This window comes from Chelativorans sp. M5D2P16, assembly GCF_034427935.1.
Taxonomy (GTDB): Bacteria; Pseudomonadota; Alphaproteobacteria; order Rhizobiales; family Rhizobiaceae; genus Chelativorans.
This window is the reverse complement of the sequence record NZ_JAXQNM010000019.1, coordinates 47149-53148: the sequence shown is the minus strand read 5'-3', so window position 1 is coordinate 53148 and position 6000 is coordinate 47149. Positions and strand designations below refer to the sequence as shown.

Here is a 6000-nt window from a genome sequence, read left to right as displayed (position 1 = left end):
GAGCCGGCGATCTTGAAAACCGCCATCTGACTCGCGCCGCCATAGGCGGGATGCCGTCCGGCAATGTCGTTGCAGGTGACGGCATAACCGCCTCTTGCGGCAACACCGCGTGCCCAGCGGCGGAACTTCGCCCGATCCCATTCGAAACGATGGTCGGCGTGGCGAAATCTATGGGGTGGAACGCCGAGCAGCGGATTGAACTCCGCGTTCGGCGTCGTTACGACCACGGTCGCCGGGCGCATCCGGGCAAAAATGGCCCGTTCCAAGGTCGACAGCCGGTCGGGTGCGATATGCTCAATCGTCTCGATCAGGATGGCGCAGTCGAAGCCGGTCAGCCTGGAATTGCCCTCGGTCATCGAGCCGAGAACAAGATCGACCCTTGCCGTTGCTTCCTCCGTCAATGCGTCCAGCCGCGCGCGAAGGCGGTTTAGGGAGGCTCCGCACAGATCGACGCCGACGATCCGTTCTATCTGCGGTTCCGTTGCCAGGCGGACGAGCAGGTCGCCATCGCCGCACCCCAGATCCAGGACACTGGAAGCTCCGCTCGCGCGGACGATCCGGTGCGCCGCGTCAAGCCGCTGCTCGTGCAGCCATGTCGTCACGCGCTACCTCCGCAAAGCCGATCTCTCTGCGTCCTCCGCGACAGGTGCTCACGGTCAATGCAGTCCGGCATTTCCTCAAATATCAAGCTCACGCGGCTCGCGACCTTTCGGCCGGGCCGGCGGTCAGAGCGACAAAACGTAAGGGATGACTGTCTCTATCAGCGATGGGGGAGCGAAATCAAGAAGGCCACCCTCAGCCGAATGCGTTCATGCCGGAGAAGTAGTCTTTCGCAGATGGGACTGCGACCTTCTCGCGCCGGGCAGGAGATCGGTCTGGCGCCGGATCTCGACGCCGTCGCTCGGAGCTGACCTCAGCCTTCCGCAGAACGGGCATCCGCCTTATCCTTGTTTGTATGGACCACTTCATTGGGGGAGGACCACCCGACTTCGCGACGAACTGCTCGACGGCGAGATCTCTACGGGCTGCGTGAAGCGCAAATCCTGATTGAGCAATGGAGGAAACACTTCAAGAGACCACATCATAGCGCATTGGGTTACCGCCCACCGGCCGCGGAAACCATCGTCCCGATGGACCGCAGGCCGGTCATGCACTAACAATCAAACTGGACCACGCCGGGTGGGGCTGATCAGTCTCACGCCTTAACGCCAGCGTCGACAAGGTCATGACCAACTACCGCTAGCGGCCAGTACTGCCGCCAGGCCTCCTTGTAGATCCCTGACGAAATACCCGGGAACCTCCAGCGACGGGAAATGCCCCCCGGTTTCGGGCGACCTCCATCGGACGATTTGTCGGTACCGCTCCTGTGCCCAGGCGCGGGGACACTTCTCGATGTCGCGGGGATAGATACTGATTGCTGACGGGACATCGACCCGAAGTTCGGGGTCGAGCGCGTTAACGCCGCCGTGACTCTCGTAGTAGATGCGGGCCGCCGATGCACCGGTCCGCGTCAGCCAGTACAAGGTGACGTCGTCAAGAATGCGATCTCTGGAAATCGTCTCGAACGGGCTATCTTCGGTATCTGTCCACTCGGCGAACTTGTCGAGGATCCAGGCAAGAAGCCCGACCGGTGAGTCGACGAGCGAGTAGCCGATAGTCTGCGGTCGGGTCGCCTGCTGCTTCGCGTACGCTGCGCGGTGGCGCCAGAAGTCGCGGGTTTCCTCGGTCCATTTGCGCTCGGCCGCCGTCAGCCCGTCCGTTGTCAACCCTGGCGGTGCCTGCGCGAGCGTTGTGTGGATGCCGAGAACGTGATTTGGAAACCTGCCGCCGAGGATCGTGGTGATCACACCGCCCCAGTCGCCGCCGTGGGCTGCGAACTTGGTGTAGCCGAGCCTTCCCATCAGTTCCACCCATGCGGCCGCGATCTTTTCGATTCCCCACCCGGTGGAGGCCGGCTTGTCGCTGTAGCCAAAGCCTGGCAGCGACGGAACCACGACGTGGAACGCTGGAGCGTCTGGATCTTTCGGATCTGCCAGCTCGTCCATGACATCGATGAACTCGGCAATGCTGCCTGGCCAGCCGTGCGTCAGGATCAGAGGCGTGGCGTCTGCGCGGGCGGATCGGCGGTGCAGGAAGTGGATTCCCAGATCGTCAATGGTCGTGCGAAACTGGCCGATCCGGTTAAGGCGCGCCTCGAACGGGCGCCAATCATACCCGGTGCGCCAGTAGTTCACTACATCGACGAGGTCGGCGAGAGGAACGCCCTGTTCCCATCGGCGAGGGTCGGGCGCGGCGCGATAGGCCGTCTCGGCCTCCGGCAGCCGCGCCGCGGCCAGCCGCGCGCGAAGATCGTCGAGGTCGGCGTCAGTTGCGTGGGCTTCAAATGCTTGCACGTCGCTGACTGGACGGTTCACGAGATGCCCCCGCCGAAGTGAGCTGCCGTGACAATGCGCTTCAATCTTGCAAAGCACTGACGAACAATTTTCGCCCGCTCGATCCGTCCCTGGTGGCGGATTCGGTGAACTGTCTCCTGATCAATGCTGGAAACAGGAACCTGACGGGTGGAGACATTCTCAGCATGATAGTTAGAAAAACTGTATGACATCTTGATTTTACCTCCGTCTATATGCCTAAATAATCTAACATTTCATGGTGTTTAAGGCTTGTCAGAAAAGCTGCGTTGCTGTTAGTTTTTCTATCATGACAAAACGGAACGATATCGTCTGGCTGCCGCTGAATTCCCTTCGCGCTTTCGCGGCGGTCCATGAAACCGGCTCTGTCGGTGCTGCTGCCGATACGCTCAAGGTGACGCATGGCGCGGTAAGTCAGCATCTACGAGGCTTGGAAGACCGCTTGCAGCGCAAATTGTTCACCCGTTCCGGCAATCGTCTGGTCATATTGCCGGAAGCCGCAGACTTGGCCGAAAATCTGCTCAGGAATTTCAGGGCGATTGCCGGTGACATCGACCAATTTCGGCGCGACGAAAACATCCTCAATATCACCGTGACGCCGCATTTCGCCCAACATTGGCTGCTGCCACGCCTTGGTGAGTTTGTGCAGCGTCACCCGGAAATCGATCTGCGCATCAATGCCGATGCGACAGTGCATGATCTCGCACTAGGTGATTTCGATGCCGCTGTCCGGCATGGTGACGGTAACTGGCCGGGGGTGAACTGCGAACGGCTTCTTGAAGGCAGGGATGTCGTCGTGGCGGCGCCTTCGGTTCTGGAGTCTGTTTCCATTCAAACACCTCAGGATTTGACCAAGCTACCGTGGATTCTGGATGAGGACCGGGACATCGAGATGTCCAATTGGTTCGATGATCATGGCGTAGCCCATCAAGCTCATACACGGATTACCCGGCTGCCTAGCGCGCTGACGCTTGTTGCGGCGCTTGACGGGCATGGCGTGGCATGGCTGCCCCATGTTTATGCTGCGCCTTATTTGACCAGTGAGCGCTTGGTGCAATTATTCAGCGACGACCGGTGGCCAGCACAGAATACGCGCCACTATTACCTGTGCTGGGCAGACAGCAAGAACCGCCCGGCTTTTAGGACGTTCCGGCAATGGATAAGACGGCAACTTTCAGGATAGTCAAGCAACGAGGCCAGCTTCAGAGCAACGCCAGAACGAACGCTTGTTTCAAGACCACGGACGCCTCACTGAACGCATTATGACAGGTTGCTGAACTTATCTGTGAGAAACGACAGAGTTCTCCGCCGAAGATGCTATTGGCATCCCAAAAGATGCTGGTTCGGTTTTTTTTATGCTCGTGCGCCATAAAGCTAAAGAATTGCATTCGCTTGTTATCTGGAGTGGCCAGTCGTTCACGACCCAAGGCCTGGATGCGGAAGGGAAATTCAGGGCAGCCGGGAAGCGCTTTCGCAACTCCCGCTGACATCGATCGCGATCAGTTGCGGCTATGGCTCGAAGAATGCCGCGTCATCCAGTGGGACTACAAAAATATCGTGAAACGAAAAGGAAAGCTGGAACGTCTCAATGAGGGACGCCGGCGGTAAGCGGGTCCGCAGTTCTGGCTTGCCCGCACCGGCGACTTTCCGACGCAGCTCCAATGTCGGCTTACAGGAAAATTGGCAGTTGGCTATTAATGACCTAGTTAAGGTCGGCAGCGGAACGGCAGCTTTTCGACATGGCATCCCCGAAAGTTGACGGACCGCTGTACGACTATAGGCCACCGATCAGCTCGATGGCCCGGATGCTGCCATAGGGCGGCTGCTTGCACAGCAGGCCCGTAAAGGGCACCCGCCCGCCGGCATTAGCGCCGATGCCGTGAAGGCACGCCAGCGGTCAGGATCCGCAACCTGCCGCTCCATCCGGAGCGTGTTCGCACTGCTCTACGGGTGGTGCTCGCATCGGCGGCTTGCCCCGGCCGGGTCACCAAATCAGTGCCCGGTCCGGACACGACAATCTGTATTCTGCAAAGGAGGAACAACCGGATGCGCTCAATCCTATTCGGTATCGTGGCTCTCGCCATGACATCCGCAGCCGCCGTGGCCCAAGGCTCCATCCCGGCCTGTCCGGAACAACAACAGCTCGAGCAGGTTCTGGGCAGCAATGGGGATATCATGCCGGAGGGCTGTCGGAACGTGAACATAAGTGTTCTGGAAAGCGATGGAGACAGGCTCTGTATGGTCGATCTGTCGGGCTCGGGCGAAGGCGTCGTCGAACAGCTGCGGGAAGCGGCAGTCGACCAGCGATGGTGGATGCGCTGCCAGGATGTCGAGGAGGCCATGCGTTAGGCGGGCAGGTGCCCGATCGCCAACTGAGATTTCAGCGTGCCGCCGCTCGTGAGGGAAAGGTCCGATGCTCGCGCTCCGCGCCTTGCCGCTAATGCTCACGCTGTGCGCGACGCTATCCGCCGCGCCGCAACCGACCGAAGCGGTGGAGTTGGAAGAGCTCCGCGACCGCGCCCTTTCGCTGGTCAATGAAGCCCGCGAAGAGCATGCCCTCGATCCGCTCGAAAGAAGCGGTCTCCTCGATGAGGCGGCGCAGAATCACGCCGAAGACATGCTCGAAAGGAATTATTACGCGCACGTATCTCCCGAGGGCGAGACCGTACAGGACCGCTATCGCGACCAGGGCGGTAGCCGCTGGAAACTGGTGGCGGAGAACATCGCCACCTGCACCGGCTGTCCGACTCCACCTACCCTGGACCGAGTCGAGCGTTTCCAGGAAGGCTGGATGAACAGCCCCGAACACCGCGAGAATGTTCTGGCGGAGGGGCTCGAAAACTTCGGCTTCGGAATCGCCGGCGATAGTGGCACAATTTATGCCGTGCAGACCTTTGCCGGCCCCGGCGAACCGCCGGGGCTCCCACCGGATGAGGAGCCGGCTGCGCTGGACCCCGCCGAGCAGACGCGAGAGGCCGTGCAGGCGGCCAACAGGGCGCGGGAACGCGAGGGGCTGGATCACGTAGAACCGAGCGACGCGCTGAGCGAGGTGGCCAGGCAGTTACTGCCAGAAGGCGGCACAGATGAAAGCTTGGTCGACCAGCCGGATAACCTGTTTGATCTCCTGCCGGAAGGGGAGAGAGCAGACTGGAGCAGTCTCAGAGTGCTCGCGGCCGCCTGTGGCGGCTGCGGAACGCTACCGACGGCCGCCGACATACGCCATTTCATCGAGAGATGGAGCAGCGATCCGCAGGATGGTGGGACCATACTCCAACGGGGGGTGACCGACATGGGTTTCGCCATGCTGGCAAATGGTGAAGGGCGGAAGATTGCCGTATCGGTTTTGGGCCAGCGTCGGACGCGCTGAAGCGTCAGATGGCGAGCCGCTGATCTCAGAGCGACAGATTCGTAGGCAGCAGCGCAGAATCGCTTGCGGCGATGGAATCCACACCAGGTGTCTAGACCCACAGTGTGATGGAATCAGTTTAGCTGATCCCCTATCAAAGTGGTCAGCTAAGGGACCGATATTACACGGCAGCGCCATGACCACGCACGCCAATCAGCGCTGCGATACAGCGATCGAAGGCTT

5 protein-coding genes and 1 pseudogene are annotated in these 6000 nt (G+C 60.3%); 4 read left to right on the top strand and 2 right to left on the bottom strand.

Annotation, left to right across the window (positions count from 1 at the left end):
* A partial coding sequence (locus tag SIN08_RS09835; RefSeq protein WP_322451349.1) for a methyltransferase domain-containing protein occupies nucleotides 1–602 on the bottom strand: 602 nt, incomplete at its 3' end.
* A 382-nt stretch (nucleotides 603–984) separates the two neighbouring features.
* On the opposite strand from SIN08_RS09835, the pseudogene SIN08_RS09830 reads away from it, so the two are divergent.
* Nucleotides 985–1157, top strand: a pseudogene (locus SIN08_RS09830) (integrase core domain-containing protein); the annotation flags it as partial.
* 66 nt (nucleotides 1158–1223) lie between these two features.
* Here SIN08_RS09830 and SIN08_RS09825 read toward each other — a convergent pair.
* Nucleotides 1224–2414 carry an epoxide hydrolase family protein gene (locus tag SIN08_RS09825; protein WP_322451398.1) on the bottom strand — a complete coding sequence of 397 codons (1191 nt, stop codon included), beginning with the start codon at nucleotides 2412–2414 and terminating at the stop codon, nucleotides 1224–1226.
* 286 nt (nucleotides 2415–2700) lie between these two features.
* Here SIN08_RS09825 and SIN08_RS09820 point away from each other — a divergent pair, with 286 nt between their 5' ends.
* From SIN08_RS09820 to SIN08_RS09810, 3 genes are all read left to right on the top strand, one after another.
* Entirely contained in the window at nucleotides 2701–3594 is an 894-nt protein-coding gene (locus tag SIN08_RS09820) for a LysR substrate-binding domain-containing protein (RefSeq protein WP_322451397.1), read from the top strand.
* Between the two features lie 863 nt (nucleotides 3595–4457).
* Nucleotides 4458–4760, top strand: a complete 303-nt coding sequence (locus SIN08_RS09815; protein ID WP_322451396.1) for a hypothetical protein — start codon at nucleotides 4458–4460, stop codon at nucleotides 4758–4760.
* Nucleotides 4761–4824: 64 nt separating this feature from the next.
* Nucleotides 4825–5778: a CAP domain-containing protein gene (locus SIN08_RS09810; protein ID WP_322451395.1), complete on the top strand. Its 954-nt coding sequence runs from the start codon at nucleotides 4825–4827 to the stop codon at nucleotides 5776–5778.
* Nucleotides 5779–6000: the final 222 nt, after the last annotated feature.

Coding starts and splice junctions, on each gene's coding strand:
- SIN08_RS09820 (WP_322451397.1), top strand. CDS start 2,701: ATGACAAAACGGAACGATATCGTCTGGCTGCCGCTGAATTCCCTTCGC.
- SIN08_RS09815 (WP_322451396.1), top strand. CDS start 4,458: ATGCGCTCAATCCTATTCGGTATCGTGGCTCTCGCCATGACATCCGCA.
- SIN08_RS09810 (WP_322451395.1), top strand. CDS start 4,825: ATGCTCGCGCTCCGCGCCTTGCCGCTAATGCTCACGCTGTGCGCGACG.